The sequence below is a fragment of the Bradyrhizobium sp. genome, from assembly GCF_035309285.1.
Lineage (GTDB): Bacteria > Pseudomonadota > Alphaproteobacteria > Rhizobiales > Xanthobacteraceae > Bradyrhizobium.
The window spans coordinates 15,778-33,409 of record NZ_DATGFH010000177.1 but is presented as its reverse complement, the minus strand read 5'-3'; the positions used below and the strand labels follow the sequence as shown (position 1 = coordinate 33,409).

Sequence of the window (17,632 nt, the reverse complement as noted above, 5' to 3'; positions counted from 1 at the left end):
ACGGGACCAGCGACTGCAAACGGCTTTGCGAGGGTCAAGATGAAGCGTGGAATTGCGATTCTGCTTTCGGTCGGCGCGCTTGTTACGCTCGCTTACGTCACGGCGAGCAAATGGGCGATCCGCCACGAGATGATCACGTTCTACGACGCGGATCGTAACAACCGCCCGGTGGCCGTGTACATTGCCGTTCGCCGCGACAAGGAGATGCAGGCCAATGCGGGCATGCTGACGCTGCCGGTCGCCGTTCTCAGCCACGGCAATACCGTCAAGAACACCGAATATTCCTTCCTGGCAAACGTCTTTGCCGCGCGCGGTTATCTGGTGATGAGCATCCAGCACGACCTGCCGACCGATGCGCCGATGGTGACCAAGGTCGGCCAGCTCTATGTCGGACGTCTGACGCAGATCGAGCGCGGCGTTGCGAATATCAAGTTCGCGGTGGCGCAGATGCAGAAGGTGCAGCCCAACGCCGACTACGACCATCTCACGCTAGTCGGGCACTCCATGGGCGGCGACATCACGATGTATTTCGCCAAGCAATATCCGGATCGCATCCGCACCGTCGTGACCCTCGACAATTTGCGCGTGCCGTTTGTCACGTCGGGCAAGTTCAAGATCCTTTCCTTCCGTTCGCATGACCCGGTGTTCAAGACTGATCCCGGCGTTGTTCCAAGTTCCGCGGAGTGTGCGAAGGACGGCATCACCGTCGTGCGCACCAACTTCCAGCACAATGACATGCGCGACACCGGATCGGAGGTGGCCAAGGCCTCGATCGAGGGCATGCTGGACAAGTTCCTCGCCGAGACGGACGACTCGAGCGACATTAAGCCGGTCGAAACCCGCGCGCAGATCCAACTGGACCCGGGACCGGTCCCACCCTATGTACCGACTGGCAAGGAAACCAAGCCGCCGAAGGCGGTGACGCAATAGCGCCACCGGTCCGGCATTGGAAGGCTTGCACTGAAGCGCGACGATGATCATCGCGCTTTGGTTTTTGTTCGCACATGATCCCGCGGGTCAAGCCCCCCGTCATCCAAGTGCGGGGAGGCTCTTTCCGGTCATGCGTTAGCCAGGCGAGCTTGGGATGTCGGGTGAACCTACCAAATCAGGCCATAGCGACGCTGCCTCGGCGAAGGGCGCCGGCAAGTCGCTGCCGGACACAAAGACCTCAACTTCGGACGATATCGCCGCCTTCGTTGCCAAGGCACGGACGATATCGCCCCATGCGGCAGGGGCGCGGGGCAGGTTGGTGTTTGCACTCGACGCCACCATGAGCCGGCAGCCGACCTGGGACATGGCCTGCGCGCTGCAGGCCGACATGTTTCGCGAGGCTGCATCGCTCGGCAGCCTCGATATTCGTCTCGTCTACTACCGCGGCCTTAACGAATGCCGCGCCTCAGGCTGGATCTCCGACAGCGACCGTCTTGCCAAGCTGATGGCCAAGATCGACTGCCGCGGCGGCAACACCCAGATCGGCAGGGTTCTCTCGGAAGCGCGGCGCGAGGCAGTGGCCTCCGGCGTGCGAGCCGTCGTGTTTGTCGGCGACGCGATGGAGGAGAATGTCGATGCGCTCTGCGCCAAAGCCGGCGAGCTCGGTCTCCTGAAAGTGCCGGTCTTCATGTTCCAGGAAGGTCACGACCAGGCTGCCGAGCAGGCGTTCCGCGAGATCGCGCGCCTGACCGGCGGGGCGTGGTGCAAATTCGATCCGGGCGCGGCCGCGCAGCTTCGCGAGCTGTTGCGGGCGGCGGCTGCCTATGCTGCCGGCGGGCGCGAGGCGCTGAAGCGGCTGTCGGCAGCCGAGAGCGGGGCCGCCAAATTGCTCAGCCAGATGAAGTGATGCCTGCTTTTTGAGAGAAGCCGGCCTATATTGCCGATATGCCGACCCTGATCGCGGGCGCCGTCGCCGTCTTTATTCTGTATCTGCTGCTGCAGATGTTTCGCGCTGCCAATCCGGTCGTGCTGGCGCGGGCATTGAAGGTCGTCGGCGGCGTGGTGGCGCTCGCCACCGCCGCCTTTGTGGGCCTGAGGGGCGAACTGGCGGTTGCCATCCCGCTCGGGATTTTCGGCGCCGGACTGCTTGGCTGGGCGCCGGCCGGCTCAATCGCGTTCGGTAATTTCGGCGGGCTTTTTTCCGGCCTGAACACGCAGCGCTCGGCCGGACAGACCTCGCAGGTCCGTTCACAATACCTGGAGATGATACTCGATCACGACAGCGGCGCGCTGAGGGGTCGCATTGTGGCCGGACCGCATGCCGGGCATTCGCTCGATGAGTTCGATCTGCCGCAGCTTGCGGCGATGATCCAGAACTTCGACGCCGAGAGCGTCGCCTTACTTGAAGGCTATCTGGACCGCCGGTTTCCCGCCTGGCGTGAGAACGCGCAACGAAATACGGCAGGGGGGCAGCGCCGCGCGGCGCCGAGCGGCAAAATGACGGACGAGGAGGCCTATCAGATCCTTGGCTTGCAGCCGGGGGCGAGCCGCGACGACATCGGGCGAGCGCACCGAACTCTCATGAAGAAATTGCATCCCGACCAGGGGGGGACGACGTACCTCGCTGCCCGAGTAAACGAGGCCAAGGATACTTTGCTTCGCACGCATAAGGACTGACTCCGGCAACGCCGACGAACGCCACTGACCGAAAGCCGCTTCCGCTTCCATCTCCGCAAAACGCCCGCCGTCGTCGCCCGCCGTTAGCCGGCGTGGTCGATCCTTCGCTTATGAAAAGCTTTAACCGTAAATTCTTGACGAGAGGTTTGCGCCATTGAGGCGGCAACGGCGGCCGCCGGCCGGCAAAGCAAAAAGCCCGCGCCTTGGAGGCGCGGGCTCTCGGCTTTTCTCTATGAGTTCAGTTAGTCTAGTTGCGAATCGTGATGCAGGAGATGTCAGAGCGGCGTAGCGTCCGGCAGACCGCTTCGGCCTGGCCGCGCTCGAGGCCGGCGAAACGGGCACGGTAGAACTTGCGATTATCCTTGGCGATCACCGGCTCGGTGAACGGATCGGCCTTGGTGAGCAGACCGTGGGCGCTTGAGCGGGCGGCTTCAATCCGCTTCTGGGCTTCGTCTTCGCTCTCCAGCGCGCCGACCTGGACGATCCAGCCGGTGTGAACCGCAGCGGGCTTGATCGGGCTCGCCTGCTGCGTGGCGGGCGTGATGGCCGCCACCTGTTGCGGCGCCGGGGCGGCGTTGGTCACGACCTGCGGAGCGGGAGCGGCAGGCAGACTCGACGCCGGCAGCACGCCGAGCACGCCATTGCCGGTACCATAGCCGGACGGCTGCGGCGGCAGTGCGGTTCGCATCGCAGGCGGCGCATAGTCGGTCCTGGCCGGTTCGACCTTGGCTTCGGCCGCCCTCGCGACGATCGCATTCGAGGTTTCAGGCACGCCCGGAGCCGCTTGGGGGATGGCGTTGGTCACGGAGGGCACAGGCACAGGTTGCACGGGGCTTGTCGAAGCAAGCTTCATGGTGCCGGCCTTGACCTGCACCGTCTTCACGCGCACCGGCTTCATCGGCTCGGATGAGCCGGGGACCAGGGCAAGCGGCTGGGTCTGGATCACGCCGGAGGTCATCGGCGCTGGCTCGATGTGAGCAGTGCGGGCGGGCGGAACGGCCGCGGTCGCCTGCGCCATCGCTGCCGTTAGCTTCGCGACCGGCGTGCGCATGGCCGGCGGCGCCATCGGGTCCTGGACCTGAGCCCGCGGAGCCGCAAGTGCGGGTTGTGGTGCGACCTGCGCCTGGATCAACCGCGGTGGGGTCGCATTGGGATCGGCATCGGCGACCTCCACCGAACTGTTCGAACCGTTGTGCTCGGTGATAGCGGCAACCGTGCGCGTGGTAGCGCCCCTGGGAAGGTCTTCGGCGAGCAGGTTGCGCATGATGGCGTCGCGCGAACCGCTGCTGCGGCCGCCCATGACGACGCCGACCAGGAAGCGGTTGCCGCGGTGGATCGAGGTGATGAGATTGAAGCCGGAGGCGCGGATGTAGCCGGTCTTGATGCCGTCCACGCCCTCGACGCTGCCGAGCAGGTGATTATGCCCGGTAATCGTGTGGCCGCGGAAGTTGAAGGCCGTCGTCGAGAAATAGTGATAGTACTGCGGGAAGCGGTCCTGGATGGCGCGGCCAAGCGTCGACTGATCGCGAGCGGTGGTGACCTGCTCGTCGTTGGGCAAGCCCGACGCGTTACGATAGATCGTGCGGCTCATGCCGAGCGCATGCGCCTTGCGCGTCATCATCTTGGCGAATTCGTCCTCGCTGCCGCCGATGTATTCACCGATCACCACCGCGGCGTCGTTGGCAGACCGTGTGACGATTCCCTTGATTGCATCTTCGACCCGCAGCGTTTGACCGGGGCGCAGGCCGAGCTTGGTCGGATCCTGATCGGAGGCGTGTTCCGATACCGGCATCTCGGTATCGAGCTTGATCTTGCCGGACTCCAGCCGCTCGAACAGCAGATAGAGTGTCATAACCTTGGTGAGCGAAGCCGGATGACGAAGCCCGTCGGGGCTGTTGGCGGTCAGGACCGCGCCGGAATTGCCGTCGACGATGATGGAGGAGAACTTCGGGCTGTAGCTATCGTCATCGTCGCTGGAGTGATGGGAGTAGTGCCGATGGCGGTAGTAGCGATGAGCGTCGGCGCTGTTGGTGGTCGCGATGGCCGCCGTGGCTAATGTGACCAGCCCAAAAACGCCAGCTCGCACCAGGCGCGAGGAAGCCGATTTGTTGGAGAGCATGAAATCCCCGTCCCAGTTTCTGACTTGATCACTGGCTCGTGAGGCAAAATTGTGCCCTTAAGCCCCATGATCTTTCCCTGCTTGAGCCCCAAGGGGCTCCCGGCGCTTTGCCTGGGTCCCATCGGGTTCACGCTGCCGTTCTAGCTAAGGTGTTGTTCGCAAACCGTTTTTGACTGTCTGCGGGAAGCTGAACACGTCCGGGAATCAGGTTAGGTGGCGAGAGTTGCCAAAGCATTAATGAACCGTTGCGTAAATCCTCGGGATTACGGGGATTTCTTTGCGGGCTTTGTGCGACGCACAAGATTCTTGACTTTTATTGTGCGATGCACTATGGGAAGCTTCCAGCCAGGGAGACCGGTCCTCCCGGCTGCACGACAGTCTGGGAAGGGATTCCATTGATGTTCAAGCTCGAAGACATTCAGAACTACGGCAAAGAACAGTACGAAGCGGCGATCGCGCATACGACTTCGCTGCAGAACGGCCTCTCGGCGATCGTCAACGCCTATGGTGACTACGCCAAGAAGTCCTACGAGGATACCAAGTTGCTTGCGGAGAAGCTCTCCGGCGTGAAGTCGCTCGACAAGGTGCTCGAGGCTCAGGGCGAATATGCCAAGACCGCGTATGAAACCTTCGTTGCCGACTCACAGAAGATCGCTGGCCTCTACGGCAATCTCGCCAAGCAGGCGTTCAAGCCGCTGGAAGGTGTCGCGGCGAAGTTCGCGCCGGCGACGACCCACTAAGCGCCAACGCAATCTTCAATGCAAAAGCCCGGTTGTTTCAACCGGGCTTTTTTTGCGCGTGTGCGGGGCTCGCGCAATGCGCAGGCTTCGCACGGCGAAGCCGCAGTGGTCGCGGTGATGTCGGCGCGGCGTCAACATTCGCGCTTCGCCACGAGAGTTGCCTCAGAAAAGTCGCCAAACGGACCGACGCATTCTCTTTTGTCAAATGGTCCGGAATTCGTTAATCTGAAGGGATCGCAGGTCGGGAATCGAGCCTGCCTCGCGCGCGTGGCTTTGGCGGCCGTGCGCTTGCGAAAGGCAGTTGACTGACCCATATTTTCTACGCCATCGACCCGCATGGGTCGGGCAGGCTGGGAATGCGCGACCTGGAATGAAGAATGGGAAGCTGCGGGTAGCTCCAGCGGAAATGGATCCGCTGGCCGCCGTTCGGGTTTTCCCATGGGATATCGAACGTCTGTGCCAATTGCCCGTGCCATGTCGCAAATGACTTCCAGCTCTGATCTGCATGTCGCTTCCGCGACACTTCTGTCGCGCCCCCGAATGGGGAATGATGAAAACCGCTCCACCGGTCCCGGCGCACCGAGCACCTCGGTCATCACCAGGGTCAAGCCCAAGACCAAGCGGCCGAACCTCTACCGCGTGCTGATTCTTAACGACGACTACACGCCGATGGAATTCGTCGTCCACGTGCTCGAGAAGTTCTTTCAGAAGGACGTGGAGGCGGCGACCAAGATCATGCTGCACGTGCATCATCACGGCATCGGGGAGTGCGGCGTGTTCACCTACGAGATCGCCGAAACCAAGGTGACGCAGGTGATGGATTTCGCGCGCAAGCATCAGCACCCCTTGCAGTGCGTGATGGAAAAGAAATAACAGCGCGCCGGGAAAATACGGGCTTGTGCCAACTCCCGCCCGAATGGGAACGGGTTTTGCATCGAAAATGCGGTCCATGCGTTTATCCAGGAGTCGAGGAACCTGTTGCCGTGCCTGGGCATAACTATATGTGACAAAGGTTGTTGTTGCCTGTGACGGCAACGGCGATCATGATGGCAGGGGGCCAAGAGGACACGAATGCCGACTTTTTCCCAGAGTCTTGAACAATCCCTACATCGTGCGCTGGCGATTGCAAACGAACGTCATCACCAATATGCGACGCTCGAACATCTGTTGCTGTCGCTGATCGACGACTCCGATGCAGCGGCGGTGATGCGGGCCTGCAGCGTCGACCTCGACAAGCTGCGCACGAGTCTGGTCAACTATCTCGAGACCGAATTTGAGAATCTTGTCACGGACGGGGCGGACGACGCCAAGCCGACCGCAGGCTTCCAGCGCGTGATCCAGCGCGCGGTGATCCACGTGCAATCGTCCGGTCGCGAGGAAGTGACCGGCGCCAACGTCCTGATCGCGATCTTTGCCGAACGCGAGAGTCACGCCGCCTATTTCCTGCAGGAGCAGGACATGACGCGGTACGACGCGGTCAATTACATCAGCCACGGCATCGCCAAACGTCCCGGCGTCTCCGAGGCGCGTCCGGTCCGCGGCGTCGACGAGGAAACCGAGACCAAGGGCAACGAGGACTCGAAGAAGAAGGGCGAGGCGCTCGAGACCTATTGCGTCAACCTCAACAAGAAGGCGCGCGACGGCAAGATCGATCCCGTCATCGGCCGTAATTCCGAGATCAACCGCGCGATCCAGGTGCTGTGTCGCCGGCAAAAGAACAATCCGCTGTTCGTCGGCGACGCCGGCGTCGGCAAGACCGCGATCGCCGAAGGCCTCGCCAAGCGCATCGTCGACAGCGAGGTGCCGGAAGTGCTCGCAGCCGCCACCGTGTTCTCGCTCGACATGGGCACGCTGCTCGCGGGCACGCGCTATCGCGGCGATTTCGAGGAGCGGTTGAAGCAGGTCCTCAAAGAGCTGGAGGCGCATCCGAGCGCCATCCTGTTCATCGACGAGATCCACACCGTCATCGGCGCGGGCGCCACTTCCGGCGGAGCGATGGACGCCTCCAACCTGCTCAAGCCAGCGCTCGCCGCAGGCAACATCCGCTGCATGGGCTCGACCACCTACAAGGAATACCGCCAGCATTTCGAGAAGGACCGCGCGCTGGTGCGCAGGTTCCAGAAGATCGACATCAACGAGCCCACGGTCGAGGACGCGATCGCGATCCTCAAGGGACTCAAGCCGTATTTCGAGGACTATCACCGCCTGAAATACACCAATGAGGCGATCGAGGCGGCGGTGCAGCTCTCCTCGCGCTACATCCATGACCGCAAGCTGCCGGACAAGGCGATCGACGTGATCGACGAATCCGGCGCGGCGCAGATGCTGGTCTCCGAGAACAAGCGCAAGAAGACCATCGGTATCAAGGAGATCGAAACCACGATCGCTACCATGGCGCGGATTCCGCCCAAGAGCGTGTCGAAGGACGACGCCGAGGTTCTGAAGCATCTTGAGCAGACGTTGAAGCGCGTGGTGTTCGGCCAGGACAAGGCGATCGAGTCGCTGTCGGCTTCGATCAAGCTGGCGCGGGCGGGCCTGCGCGAGCCGGAGAAGCCGATCGGCTGCTACCTGTTCTCGGGGCCCACGGGCGTCGGCAAGACCGAAGTCGCAAAACAGCTCGCGGCGTCCCTGGGCGTCGAGCTGCTCCGCTTCGACATGTCCGAATATATGGAGCGGCACACGGTGTCCCGCCTGATCGGCGCGCCTCCCGGCTATGTCGGCTTCGACCAGGGCGGGCTCCTCACCGACGGCGTCGACCAGCATCCGCATTGCGTCGTGCTGCTGGACGAAATCGAGAAGGCGCACCCCGATCTCTACAACGTGCTGTTGCAGATCATGGATCATGGCCGGCTCACCGACCACAACGGCAAGCAGGTCAACTTCCGCAATGTCATCCTGATCATGACGACGAACGCGGGCGCCGCCGATCTCGCGCGCCAGGCGTTTGGCTTCACCCGCAGCAAGCGGGAAGGCGACGACCACGAGGCGATCAACCGGCAGTTCGCACCGGAGTTCCGCAACCGCCTCGACGCCATCATCTCGTTCGCGCATCTCAATGCCGACGTCATCGGCATGGTGGTCGAGAAGTTCGTGCTGCAGCTCGAGGCCCAACTCGCCGACCGCGACGTCACGATCGAGCTGTCGGAGCCGGCGAAGGCCTGGCTGATCCAGCACGGCTATGACGAGCAGATGGGCGCACGTCCGATGGCGCGCGTGATCCAGGAGCACATCAAGAAGCCGCTCGCCGATGAGGTGCTGTTCGGCAAGCTCAAGGGCGGCGGCCATGTCCGCGTCGTGCTGGTCAAGGACGAGGCGACGGCGCAAGACAAGATCGGCTTCGAGTTCGTCGAAGGGCCGGTCACGCCGAAGCCGGAGAAGCTGCCGGTGGCCCGCAAGCGCAAGCCGCCGAAGCCGGGCGGCCCCAACGGGGGCGGCGGCTCCAAGGGCCCGGCCTCGAAGGGACCGCTGGTCAAGGTCTGATCGGCAGAATCGAAAAGAAAAAAAAGGCCGGCGGGTTCGCCGGCCTTTTTCCTTGTGTGCCTTCACTCGCCTTTGAGGCGCTGCCCCTCCTGCACCTGGACGCGCTCGGCGCCGCGGCGGCCGGTCTCCGACAAGCGGAGCATGCTGAGGACGGCGCCGGTCAGGGCGAAGCCGACGCCGGTCAGGAGCGAGAGCTGCGTGCCATCGGTGGGAAAGCGCGCGAGCAGCAGGGCCACCAGTGCCGCGCCCGTGGTCTGGCCCAAGAGCCGCGCCGTTCCCAGCATGCCGCTGGCGCCGCCGGAGCGCTCGCGCGGGGCGGCGGCAATCATGGTGCGGTTGTTCGGTGTCTGGAACAGGCCGAAGCCCAGCCCCGTCAGCGCCATGCGCCATGCCACGTCGAAATGCGTCGGGTTTGCAGGCAGCATCGCGAGGCTTCCGAGGCCGGCAGCGAACAGCAGCAATCCGATGCCGCCAAGAAGGCCCGCGGGATAGCGCTCGACCAGGCGTCCGGCGACTGGGGCAGCGAACGCGACCGTGATCGGCCAGGGCGTGATCAGGAGGCCCATCTCGACCGCCGAATAGCCGAAGCGGCTTTGCAGGTAGAAGGGGATCGAGACCGAGGCCAGCATCTGCGCGCAGAAGGAGGCGATCGAGGTTGCGATCGACAGCGCGAAGATCGGAATGCGCAGGAGATCGACGGGCAGCAGCGGCGAGGCCATGTGGGTCTGCCGGTAGACCAGCAGCACACCCGCGGCGATCGAGACGGCGAACTCCGCCACGCTCGCCACCAGCGCCTCGCCATGGCCGAAACTGTCGATCGCAGCGATGCCAAATCCGAACGCGATCGCGCTCAAGGCTCCGCTCTGCCAGTCGAACGGATGGCTCGCGCGCCTCGCATAAGGCAGCGTGCGCAAACCAAGCGTCAGCGCGGCGATCCCGATCGGCAGGTTGACGGCGAACAGATAGGGCCAGCTCGCCACCGCCAGGATGCCGGCGGCGACCGTCGGCCCCACGGCCGCGGAAACCGCCACCACCATCGCGTTATATCCGATGCCACGGCCAAGCTGTGCGCGTGGATAGATGAAGCGCACCAGCGCGGAGTTGACGCTCATGATTCCGGCCGCGCCAAACCCTTGCACGATGCGCGCGACCGTTAGCGTGAGCAGGGAGTGCGACAGCGTGCAGAACAGCGAGGCGAGGGTGAAGAGCGCCAGGCCCGAGAGATAGACGCGGCGATAGCCGATGATCTCGCCGAGTGAAGCGAGCGGCAACAGCGAGATGGTGATCGCGAGCTGATAGCCGTTGACGATCCAGATCGAGAAGGCGGGGCTCGCCTTCAGCTCGCGGGCAATCGTCGGCAGCGCGATATTGGCGATGGCGCCGTCCATGACGGCGAGCACCAGGCCGAGCGCGATCGTGAGGATCGCCCAATAGCGCTGCGGCACCGGCAGGCCGTCGGCGGGTTCGGCTGGTAGGGAAGACATGAGTACGCGCGTCCTGAAGCACCGGCTGCTGGAAGATTAGCCGGTCTTGCGCCAACTTGGCAGCGCGTCAGGCGTTCCGTCAAACAGGGTCGTGGCTAACGCATGATCCGGAAAAGTGTGAAGCGGTTTTTCCTCGCGACAACCGCAAAGCGTTTGCGCGGAGATCATGCGCAAACAAGGAGCTAAAGCGCGATGATTCGCGCTTCAGCCGTCGCCGAGCAGCTCGTTGATGCGGCGTTGAAGCTGGCGCTTTTTTTTCTCGCTGCGGCGTAGCCGCGCGTCGAGATCATTGTCCGGCGCATCAGTGACCATGGCGCGGAAGGCGAGCCCGACGCGATTGGCTTGCCGCCAGATCATTTGCGCGAGGAAAGAACGTCCCTTGCGGGGGATGGTGAGCTGCATCTTCTCAGGGATCCGGGCGGGAGCGGCGAGCTCGATGCACGCGCCGGTCTCGCTGAAATTGCGCACCACGCAATCCATGGTCGAGCCGTGCTCGTTGAATTCGGCAACCCCGCCGAAAAGCACCTTTTCCCGCACGCGCTCGCGCCGATCCTGCATCTCTTCCTCCGCCAAATCACAGCGGACTCTACGCGGACTGGCGGGGATGAGAAGGGCGCCGGCAGGCCGACATCGCGTTAACGTAAATTAATCAGTATGTGCATTGGGCAAAAGGCGGGCCCATTTTGCCCGGCTCCGGCCGGCCTTCGCGTTTCGCCCGACTTAGTGGGAGAGCTTGCTGTGCCGCCAATCCCGCGGCGATTGGCCGTACTGCTCGCGAAACACGCGTCCGAAATGCGACAGATCGTTAAAACCCCACGCGAATGCGATCTCGCTGACATGGCGGTGCGCCAGCATCGGCGAGGACAGATCGCGTTGGCAGTGACCCAAGCGCTCGCTCAGCACGTAGCGCTGGAACGAGGTCTTCTCATCCGAGAGCAGGTCGTTGACGTAGCGCGCCGAGATGCCGAGCGCGGTCGCTGTGGCGGCGAGCGACAGCTCGGGATCGGCGAGATGGGCGCGAATATGCGCTTTCAGCCGATAGAGCATGGCCGAGCGATGGGTGGAGGAGGGCAGCGGCTGGCCGTCCAGGCGTTCGCTCAAGGCCATCGCGACGAGGTCGACGGCCTGCTCCGACAGGCGGACGGCGTGTTCGCCCTCAATCTGCTCGGCGCTCTGGCAAAGCTGGTAGACGAAATCATGTGCAATCTTTTGCAACGGCCGGTCGGAGCCGAAGGCGATTGCGGTCAGGGGCTCCGTTCCTGCGAGCCGGCGCAGCAGCATGTCGCGCGGCACCTGCAGGATCGTCTGCGCAAAGGCGTCGTGGAAATGCAATTCATAGGGGCGCGTGGTGTCGTAAATCGCGAACTCGCCCGGATGGATCAGCGTCTCGCGGCCATCCTGCACGACGGCGCCGACGCCATGCTTGCCGAGCGCGATCAGGACGAATTCCTCATGCGCGCGGGCGATCCGCGACGGCGTGCGGAAGACGTGCTGGCGCTGTGAAGAGACTTCCGAGCAAGTCGTCCGGCCAAGCCCGGCGCGCGTCACCGATCCCCTGAAGGCGCTGCCGAGATCCGACTTGCAGTCGAGCTGCACGTAGACGTCGCAGACGATGTCCTGCCAAAGCGTCAGCCGCCGGCTTCCCGGCACGCCGTCTGTCGTGAACTGGATCGGCATGTGTCCGCTCCTCACAGCGATACCGCAGGCCATCGAACCGAGATGACGGGAAGCAACACCTGTATCGCGCCGCTGTGGGCCGTCTCCGCGGCAGTCGAATTTTTGTTCCTTGGCAGTCGAGCGCGGGCGTTCGTATCCCGGCAAAACAGACTGCAACGGACACCGGCGCCAATCAACAGGAAACGTCCTGCCAGGTGCCGGGTCGGAGCAATGGAGGCTGCCATGGGACTGGAACATCCGAAATATCGTGTTGCCGTGGTGCAGGCCGCGCCGGCCTGGCTTGATCTCGACGCCTCGATCAAGAAGACGATTGCCTTGATCGAGGAGGCCGCCGCCAAGGGCGCCAAGCTGATTGCATTCCCGGAGGCGTTCATCCCCGGCTATCCCTGGTACATCTGGCTCGATTCGCCGGCATGGGCGATCGGCCGCGGCTTTGTGCAGCGCTATTTCGACAATTCGCTCGCCTATGACAGCCCGCAGGCGGAAAGGCTGCGCGATGCGGTGCGGAAGGCGAAGCTCACGGCGGTCATCGGCCTGTCCGAGCGCGACGGTGGAAGCCTCTACCTTGCACAATGGCTGATCGGTCCGGACGGCGAGACTATCGCCAGGCGCCGCAAGCTGCGGCCGACCCATGCGGAACGCACCGTCTATGGCGAGGGCGACGGCAGCGACCTTGCGGTGCATGACCGGCCGGACATCGGCCGGCTCGGCGCGCTCTGCTGCTGGGAGCATCTGCAGCCGCTGTCCAAATATGCCATGTATGCCCAGAACGAGCAGGTCCATGTCGCCGCATGGCCGAGCTTCTCGCTCTATGACCCGTTTGCGCCCGCGCTTGGCGCGGAAGTGAACAACGCCGCCTCCCGTGTCTATGCGGTGGAAGGCTCCTGCTTCGTGTTGGCGCCGTGCGCGACCGTCTCGCAGGCCATGATCGATGAGCTCTGCGATCGTCCCGACAAGCATGCGCTGCTGCATGCCGGCGGCGGGCACGCCGCCATCTATGGACCGGACGGCAGCGCAATTGCCGAGAAGCTGCCGCAGGACGCGGAAGGCCTGCTGATCGCGGAGATCGACCTCGGTGCGATCGGCATTGCCAAGAACGCGGCCGATCCGGCCGGGCACTACTCACGGCCGGATGTGACGCGGCTGCTTCTCAACAAGAAGCCGATGAGGCGGGTCGAACCGCTTGCGCTCCCCGTCGACAGCGTCGGCCCTGCCGAGGAGGAGCTGGAAGTCGTGGCCTTGAGGCCGGGCCAGGCTGCGTGAGGGAGGGGCGCCATGGAATCCGCTATTCCTTCGCATCTGACAACCGCGCGCTCCCGCCACCGGCGGGTCGGCGACGACTATCACCCGCCGTACCCCTCCTTCGTGGCCCGCCATAAGCCAGCAGTCACCAACGTCGTGATGGCCTATTTCGGCGTGCAATATCGCGGCGATGCGCCTCCACCCGCGGCGCGCGCGCTCGCTGAGATCGCCGCGCGCTTTGGTGGGCCTGACGGTCCCTCGCATTGGGATCGCGCCCACTATATCGATCAGGCCGGCTTCTCCAATGTCGTGTCGGTCGCCTATTGGGACGATGTCGCGCGTTTCGATAAATGGTTTGCGCCGGCGCGCGAAGCCTGGACGGGCGGAGGCGGCGACGGTATCGGCCGCTTCATCGAAGTGCTGAGACCAAGCGTCTCCCGTTATGAAACGCTGTTCTCCTCGCTCGGCCGTCCCGAAGGCGTTGCGGTTATCGCCGAGGGCATGAGCGGCGAGGTGCAGGAGCACGCCTATTGGGGCGGCATGCGCGATCGGATTCCGCTGTCACAGACCAGCGAGATGGCGCCCCGCGGAAAACCCTCGCTGGTCCGCGACGGCGCGCGCCTTCGTGTGATCGCAAACGACAATCTCTGCCTGATCCGCTCCGGCCAGGATTGGAGCGACACCGAGGCGTCCGAGCGCAAGATGTATCTTGAGGACGTCGAGCCGGTGCTGAGAGAGGGCATGGATTTCCTGCGCGACGAGGGTGCGGCAATCGGCTGCTACGCCAACCGCTATATGCGCGTGCTCGGCGCGGACGGCGTGCCCACCGAGAAATCCTACGGGCAGAGCTGGTGGCGCAGCCTCTCTGCGCTCGAGCGCTGGGCGGAGTCGCATCCCACCCATGTCAGGATTTTCGGTGCGGCGATGAAATATCTGTCGACGCTCGGTCCCTCGGCGAAGCTTCGGCTCTACCACGAAGTGACGGTTGCGGCGGCGGATGAGCAGTTCTTCGAGTACCAGAGTTGTCATCCCCGCACGGGAATGCTCGCCGCCATCGAAACCGTGACCGCCTAGCGGAGGAACGAACCGAACGCGCCTTGGTTTTGTAGTTCCGGTGCTCCCTATGCCTGCCATCATCTTTGACCAGGCAGGATGGTAAATAGGAGGCATGGATCAGCGAGCATCGAGGCGCGATGCGGCTAGCGTGTAACCTCTTCAGGATCTTTGGCATCGTCGCGGTGCTATCGTTACCGACGCCTTCGACCGCCGAGGATGCTGCGCCGGCCGCGCCGCGCTATGTCATCCCGAGCGTCGAAGAGCTCGCGATCCCGCCGCCGGCGATGCAAAGCCCCGCCGACAGCAGCACGGGGCAGGCGATCTGCCTGATGATCGAATCGGCGGCACGGGCCAATGGTCTGCCGCTGGAGTTTTTCGCCCGCGTGATCTGGCAGGAGAGCCGCTTCCAGTCAGATGCCGTCGGGCCGATGACGCGTTATGGCAGCCGCGCGCAAGGGATTGCGCAATTCATGCCGGGGACCGCGATGGAGCGCGGGCTGCTCGATCCGTTCAACCCGGTGCAGGCACTGCCGAAGTCGGCTGAATTTCTCGCCCAGCTCCGCGATCAGTTCGGCAACCTCGGACTTGCGGCCGCGGCCTATAATGCCGGGCCGCACCGGGTGCAGGATTGGCTCGCGGGCAGCGGCGGCATGCCGGCGGAAACCCGCAACTATGTCTTTGTCATCACCGGCTCGCCGATCGAGGACTGGGCCAAGGCCGGCAAGGGCGGCAAGATGCCGGAGAGCGCGCCGCCCACCACCTGTCATGATCTGATGGCGCTGTTGAAGCGTGCGCCCAATCCGTTCGTGACCGAGCTTGAAGAGCACGTGAAGCTCGCCGCCGCCAGGACCTGGGGCGTGCAGCTTGCCGCGGGCTTCGACCGCAACAGGGCGCTCGCGATGTATGCGCGCGCGATCAAGAATTTGAGCGCGGTGATCGGCGATCGCGATCCAAGCATCTTAAGCTCGGTCCAGCGCAGCCGTGGCGCACACGTGTTCTATCAGGTGCGGATCGGGGCCGACACGCGTCCTGAAGCGGACGAGCTCTGCAACCGTATCCGAAAAGCCGGCGGGGCGTGCTTCGTGCTGCGGAATATGTTTGTGCGGGGGTAGATGAGCGCCGGACGCAGTCGCCCGTTTCTGCGGTTTGCGCTAGGCTGAGCCCAACAAAAACCTGCCCTGGGGGGAAGCGTCATGCGGAAGAATTGGGCTCTGATCTGGCTTGCACTTGCGGCGATCCTGGCGGCTGCGCCTGCAGCGCGCGCGGCCGACTATCCGAGCCGGCCGATCCGGCTCATCGTGCCCTATGTCGCGGGCGGGCCGACCGACGTACTCGGCCGCTACTTCGCCGATTATCTGTCGCGCGACTTGAAGCAGACCGTGGTCGTCGAGAACAAGGCCGGGGCGCAGGGGGCGATCGGTGCCGAGGCCGTGGCCCACGCCGAGCCTGACGGTTACACCCTGCTTTTCACGGCGTCGTCGGTCATCGAACTCAATCCGATGCTGTACAAGAAGCTTGCCTACGATCCCGACCGCGAGCTTCGAGTGCTTGCGGTCGTCACCAATCTACCATCGATCATGGTCGTACATCCTACGGTTCCCGCGAAGACGGTGGCGGAATTCGTCGCCTATGCGAAGCAGAATCCCGGCAAGCTCAATTTCGGCTCAGCCGGCACCGGCGGTGTCGGGCATCTTTCGGGCGAGATGTTCAAGCAGATGGCCGGCATCGAGATGACCCACGTGCCCTACAAGGGCGCGGGCCCGGCGCTAGCCGATCTCATCGCCGGTCACATCCAGGTGACCTTCGAAACGCTCGGCACCGCACTGCCGCCGATCAAGGCAGGCCTGGTGAGGCCGCTCGGGGTCACCTCGGCGGAACGCGTTCCCGATCTGCCTGATCTGCCGACGATTGCCGAAAGCGGTTATCCCGACTATCGCGCTACGGTATGGTATGGGGCCGTGGCGCCTGCCGGAGTGCCGGCACAGGTTGTGCAAAGGATCCGCGCCAGCATCGACCGTGCGCTCGGCGACGAGGCGTTTCGCGAAAAGCTGACCAAGGTCGGTTTCCCGCCGCTGAAGCCGCTGAGCGAGGATGAGACCAAAGCATTCGTCGATGCCGATCGGGCGCGCTGGTCGGGTATCGTCAAGACGCTGAACATATCGTTGGACTGAAGATGGTACGAGAGAATGAAATCCGCGAAGGCGAGCTTGCCGTCGACGCGCCGCCGCCGAACGACGCAGGCCTCGTCTTCATCGGCCGCATCCGCACGCCCTGGACGTCGCGGCTTGAAACCCCGCGGCAGGGGCGTCATGACGGCCCGATCTGCCGGCTGGAAATCTTCGAGCCGTGGGTGCCCGCGATCAAGGGCGTCGATTTCTACTCGAATCTCGAGGTGATCTACTGGCTGCACCAGTCGCGCCGCGACCTCGTGCTGCAGAGCCCGAAGAACAACAGGAACACCCGCGGCACTTTCTCGCTGCGCTCGCCGGTGCGGCCGAACCCGATTGCGACCTCGATCGTGAAATTCGTCGGGATCGAAGGCAACACGGTACTGGTGCGCGGTCTCGACTGCCTCGACGGGACGCCGCTCCTCGATCTCAAGCCCGACCGCTGCGAGTTCACGCCGCTCGCCCCACCGCAGGCGGGCGATTTCGAGACCGAATAGCTTCTATCCGTCGTCATTGCGAGGAGCGAAGCGACGAAGCAATCCAGTTTGGACCCGTGGAAAGATGTGGATTGCTTCGCTTCGCTCGCAATGACGAAGTCCGAATTCGCGCCTACTTCAGCGCCGCCGCGAGCTTGGTCGCGTGGTCTTCCAGCACCTTGACGTCTTCCTTACGGCTCGCGGGCGGCAGGAGCGCCACGCCGTTATGGCGCGGCATGACGTGGACATGCAGGTGAAACACCACCTGACCGCCCGCGGTCTCGTTGAATTGCTGGATGGTCATGCCATCGGCGTTGAACACTTTCTTGGCCACGGCCGCGATCTTGTGGGTGGCGCGCGAGACATGCAGATAGTCTTCGACCTTGACGTCGAGGATGTTGCGGGCACGGGCTTTCGGGATCACGAGCGTATGGCCGGGCGAGCGCGGCATGATGTCGAGGAAGGCCAGCACATGCTCGTCCTCATAGACCTTGTGGCAGGAAAATTCGCCGCGCAGGATCTTTGCGAAGACGTTATTGGGATCGTAGGCGGTCATGGCAGGGGGCTCCCGGACTTTTCTCCA

At 63.7% G+C, this 17,632-nt stretch carries 16 protein-coding genes; 11 read left to right on the top strand and 5 right to left on the bottom strand.

All coding sequences use genetic code 11. The features are described from left to right. The first annotated feature begins 39 nt into the window (after positions 1–39). The 3 genes from VKR55_RS32275 (at position 40) to VKR55_RS32265 (ending at position 2,607) form a co-directional block, all read left to right on the top strand. Positions 40–930 carry an alpha/beta fold hydrolase gene (locus tag VKR55_RS32275; protein ID WP_324409454.1) on the top strand — a complete coding sequence of 297 codons (891 nt, stop codon included), beginning with the start codon at positions 40–42 and terminating at the stop codon, positions 928–930. Positions 931–1,084: 154 nt separating this feature from the next. Next, positions 1,085–1,837 (top strand): VWA domain-containing protein, encoded by a 753-nt coding sequence (locus tag VKR55_RS32270; RefSeq protein WP_324409453.1) that lies wholly within the window; start codon positions 1,085–1,087, stop codon positions 1,835–1,837. Between the two features lie 38 nt (positions 1,838–1,875). Continuing rightward, a complete protein-coding gene (locus VKR55_RS32265; protein WP_324409452.1) occupies positions 1,876–2,607 on the top strand; it encodes a DnaJ domain-containing protein in 732 nt (243 codons plus the stop codon). A gap of 247 nt (positions 2,608–2,854) precedes the next feature. Here the strand turns inward: VKR55_RS32265 and VKR55_RS32260 are convergent, their stop codons facing one another. Further along, positions 2,855–4,726: a serine hydrolase gene (locus VKR55_RS32260; protein ID WP_324409451.1), complete on the bottom strand. Its 1,872-nt coding sequence runs from the start codon at positions 4,724–4,726 to the stop codon at positions 2,855–2,857. A gap of 398 nt (positions 4,727–5,124) precedes the next feature. Between VKR55_RS32260 and VKR55_RS32255 the strand changes: the two genes are divergently transcribed. The 3 genes from VKR55_RS32255 to clpA all read left to right on the top strand — a co-directional run bounded on the left by VKR55_RS32255 (position 5,125) and on the right by clpA (position 8,946). Beyond that, a complete protein-coding gene (locus VKR55_RS32255) occupies positions 5,125–5,466 on the top strand; it encodes a phasin family protein (protein ID WP_324409450.1) in 342 nt (113 codons plus the stop codon). Between the two features lie 540 nt (positions 5,467–6,006). Next, entirely contained in the window at positions 6,007–6,339 is a 333-nt protein-coding gene (gene clpS / locus VKR55_RS32250; protein ID WP_324409449.1) for an ATP-dependent Clp protease adapter ClpS, read from the top strand. 198 nt (positions 6,340–6,537) lie between these two features. Further along, complete coding sequence (gene clpA / locus VKR55_RS32245; RefSeq protein ID WP_324409448.1) at positions 6,538–8,946, top strand: ATP-dependent Clp protease ATP-binding subunit ClpA; 2,409 nt, start codon at positions 6,538–6,540, stop codon at positions 8,944–8,946. 62 nt (positions 8,947–9,008) lie between these two features. Here the strand turns inward: clpA and VKR55_RS32240 are convergent, their stop codons facing one another. The 3 genes from VKR55_RS32240 to VKR55_RS32230 form a co-directional block, all read right to left on the bottom strand. Continuing rightward, a complete protein-coding gene (locus VKR55_RS32240; protein ID WP_324409447.1) occupies positions 9,009–10,430 on the bottom strand; it encodes an MFS transporter in 1,422 nt (473 codons plus the stop codon). Between the two features lie 204 nt (positions 10,431–10,634). Further along, the gene (locus VKR55_RS32235; RefSeq protein WP_324409446.1) at positions 10,635–10,988 is read right to left on the bottom strand and encodes a PilZ domain-containing protein; all 354 of its coding nucleotides are present in this window, start codon (positions 10,986–10,988) and stop codon (positions 10,635–10,637) included. Between the two features lie 162 nt (positions 10,989–11,150). Continuing rightward, entirely contained in the window at positions 11,151–12,107 is a 957-nt protein-coding gene (locus VKR55_RS32230; RefSeq protein ID WP_324409445.1) for an AraC-like ligand-binding domain-containing protein, read from the bottom strand. 222 nt (positions 12,108–12,329) lie between these two features. Between VKR55_RS32230 and VKR55_RS32225 the strand changes: the two genes are divergently transcribed. From VKR55_RS32225 to tsaA, 5 genes are all read left to right on the top strand, one after another. Continuing rightward, positions 12,330–13,370 carry a carbon-nitrogen hydrolase family protein gene (locus tag VKR55_RS32225; RefSeq protein ID WP_324409444.1) on the top strand — a complete coding sequence of 347 codons (1,041 nt, stop codon included), beginning with the start codon at positions 12,330–12,332 and terminating at the stop codon, positions 13,368–13,370. 12 nt (positions 13,371–13,382) lie between these two features. Continuing rightward, positions 13,383–14,423, top strand: a complete 1,041-nt coding sequence (locus tag VKR55_RS32220; RefSeq protein ID WP_324409443.1) for a phenylacetaldoxime dehydratase family protein — start codon at positions 13,383–13,385, stop codon at positions 14,421–14,423. Positions 14,424–14,542: 119 nt separating this feature from the next. Further along, positions 14,543–15,517 carry a lytic transglycosylase domain-containing protein gene (locus VKR55_RS32215; protein WP_324409442.1) on the top strand — a complete coding sequence of 325 codons (975 nt, stop codon included), beginning with the start codon at positions 14,543–14,545 and terminating at the stop codon, positions 15,515–15,517. Between the two features lie 81 nt (positions 15,518–15,598). After that, a complete protein-coding gene (locus tag VKR55_RS32210) occupies positions 15,599–16,576 on the top strand; it encodes a Bug family tripartite tricarboxylate transporter substrate binding protein (RefSeq protein WP_324409441.1) in 978 nt (325 codons plus the stop codon). 2 nt (positions 16,577–16,578) lie between these two features. Continuing rightward, entirely contained in the window at positions 16,579–17,070 is a 492-nt protein-coding gene (tsaA, locus tag VKR55_RS32205) for a tRNA (N6-threonylcarbamoyladenosine(37)-N6)-methyltransferase TrmO (RefSeq protein ID WP_324409440.1), read from the top strand. Between the two features lie 112 nt (positions 17,071–17,182). Here tsaA and VKR55_RS32200 read toward each other — a convergent pair whose 3' ends face one another. Beyond that, complete coding sequence (locus VKR55_RS32200; protein ID WP_324409439.1) at positions 17,183–17,605, bottom strand: HIT family protein; 423 nt, start codon at positions 17,603–17,605, stop codon at positions 17,183–17,185. Positions 17,606–17,632: the final 27 nt, after the last annotated feature.